The following is a 1,469-nucleotide window of genomic DNA, read 5'->3' on the forward strand; positions in this document are numbered from 1 at the left end:
ACTAAACGGAGAAGGAGAGATTCGAACTCTCGCGCCGCTTCCGCGACCTATACCCTTAGCAGGGGCACCTCTTCAGCCACTTGAGTACTTCTCCATAATGGGCCTAAATGGACTCGAACCATCGACCTCACGCTTATCAGGCGTGCGCTCTAAACCAGCTGAGCTATAGGCCCATATAAGCGGGTGACGAGAATCGAACTCGCGACAACAGCTTGGAAGGCTGTGGTTTTACCACTAAACTACACCCGCATATATTGAGCTTTACCTTAATGGCGCGGGACGGAATCGAACCGCCGACACATGGAGCTTCAATCCATTGCTCTACCGACTGAGCTACCGAGCCATTTGCCATTTAGCATTACGGTTGTTACACTCTGCTGACGAGCATAACAACGGTCCGTACGAGACTCGAACTCGTGATCTCCTCCGTGACAGGGAGGCGTCCTAACCAACTAGACCAACGAACCAATGATTGCGGGAGCAGGGTTTGAACCTGCGACCTTCGGGTTATGAGCCCGACGAGCTACCAGACTGCTCCATCCCGCGATAATAAGAAAGGAGGATGAGAGATTCGAACTCTCGCGTGGTTTGACCCACCTGACGGTTTTCAAGACCGTTCCCTTCAGCCAGACTTGGGTAATCCTCCATAAAAAACTGTACATGATCCAACTGGTGATGGACCTTGTAGGACTCGAACCTACGACCGAACGGTTATGAGCCGTTTGCTCTAACCAACTGAGCTAAAGGTCCAGTCCAAGTCCAAATCGCGGCGGGGGGGATCGAACCCTCGACCTCTCGGGTATGAACCGAACGCTCTAGCCAGCTGAGCTACACCGCGAAATGTTAAATAAAATATTCTTATTTAATCGGGAAGACAGGATTCGAACCTGCGACCCCCTGGTCCCAAACCAGGTGCTCTACCAAGCTGAGCTACTTCCCGTTAAAATGCACCCAGTAGGAGTCGAACCTACAACCTTCTGATTCGTAGTCAGACACTCTATCCAATTGCGCTATGGGTGCAAAAACGTTATTTATGAGGCTTAATACCTTTCGGTACTAAGCGGAAGACGAGATTCGAACTCGCGACCCCCACCATGGCAAGGTGATGTTCTACCACTGAACTACTTCCGCAAAATTAAATGCCGACTAGAAGATTCGAACTTCCGACCCCCTGTTTACAAGACAGGTGCTCTACCAACTGAGCTAAGTCGGCATAGTCAGTATCATGAATATTGAATTTCTCATCGTCCGAAGACGAATGAGCCGTGACAGGCTCGAACTGTCGACCCTCTGATTAAAAGTCAGATGCTCTACCAACTGAGCTAACGGCTCAAATGGAGGATACAGGGCTCGAACCTGTGACCCTCTGCTTGTAAGGCAGACGCTCTCCCAACTGAGCTAATCCTCCAAAATTCGCGTAGCAACGTCCTATCCTCGCAGGGGGCGATCCCCCAACTACTATCAGCGTG

Annotated in this window: 15 tRNA genes; all 15 read right to left on the minus strand. The window is 50.7% G+C overall.

The features are described from left to right. Window positions 1–6 precede the first annotated feature (6 nt). The 15 genes from IV54_RS11135 to IV54_RS11205 all read right to left on the minus strand — a co-directional run bounded on the left by IV54_RS11135 (window position 7) and on the right by IV54_RS11205 (window position 1,408). Window positions 7–94: transfer RNA gene (locus tag IV54_RS11135), tRNA-Ser, on the minus strand. Window positions 95–98: 4 nt separating this feature from the next. After that, window positions 99–173 (minus strand) — tRNA-Ile (locus IV54_RS11140). 5 nt (window positions 174–178) lie between these two features. After that, window positions 179–249: transfer RNA gene (locus IV54_RS11145), tRNA-Gly, on the minus strand. Window positions 250–270: 21 nt separating this feature from the next. Continuing rightward, window positions 271–343 (minus strand) — tRNA-Phe (locus IV54_RS11150). 50 nt (window positions 344–393) lie between these two features. After that, window positions 394–467 (minus strand) — tRNA-Asp (locus IV54_RS11155). A 5-nt stretch (window positions 468–472) separates the two neighbouring features. Next, window positions 473–546 (minus strand) — tRNA-Met (locus tag IV54_RS11160). A gap of 10 nt (window positions 547–556) precedes the next feature. Further along, window positions 557–646 (minus strand) — tRNA-Ser (locus tag IV54_RS11165). Window positions 647–676: 30 nt separating this feature from the next. After that, window positions 677–750: transfer RNA gene (locus tag IV54_RS11170), tRNA-Ile, on the minus strand. A 14-nt stretch (window positions 751–764) separates the two neighbouring features. Continuing rightward, window positions 765–838: transfer RNA gene (locus IV54_RS11175), tRNA-Met, on the minus strand. 28 nt (window positions 839–866) lie between these two features. Next, a tRNA-Pro gene (locus IV54_RS11180) sits at window positions 867–940 on the minus strand. A 6-nt stretch (window positions 941–946) separates the two neighbouring features. Continuing rightward, a tRNA-Arg gene (locus IV54_RS11185) sits at window positions 947–1,020 on the minus strand. A gap of 39 nt (window positions 1,021–1,059) precedes the next feature. Next, window positions 1,060–1,131, minus strand: a tRNA-Gly gene (locus IV54_RS11190). Window positions 1,132–1,140: 9 nt separating this feature from the next. Further along, window positions 1,141–1,213: transfer RNA gene (locus tag IV54_RS11195), tRNA-Thr, on the minus strand. Between the two features lie 46 nt (window positions 1,214–1,259). Beyond that, a tRNA-Lys gene (locus IV54_RS11200) sits at window positions 1,260–1,332 on the minus strand. A 3-nt stretch (window positions 1,333–1,335) separates the two neighbouring features. After that, window positions 1,336–1,408 (minus strand) — tRNA-Val (locus IV54_RS11205). Between the last annotated feature and the right edge of the window lie 61 nt (window positions 1,409–1,469).

The sequence above is a fragment of the Levilactobacillus paucivorans genome (assembly GCF_001437125.1).
In the GTDB taxonomy this organism is placed as follows: domain Bacteria; phylum Bacillota; class Bacilli; order Lactobacillales; family Lactobacillaceae; genus Levilactobacillus; species Levilactobacillus paucivorans.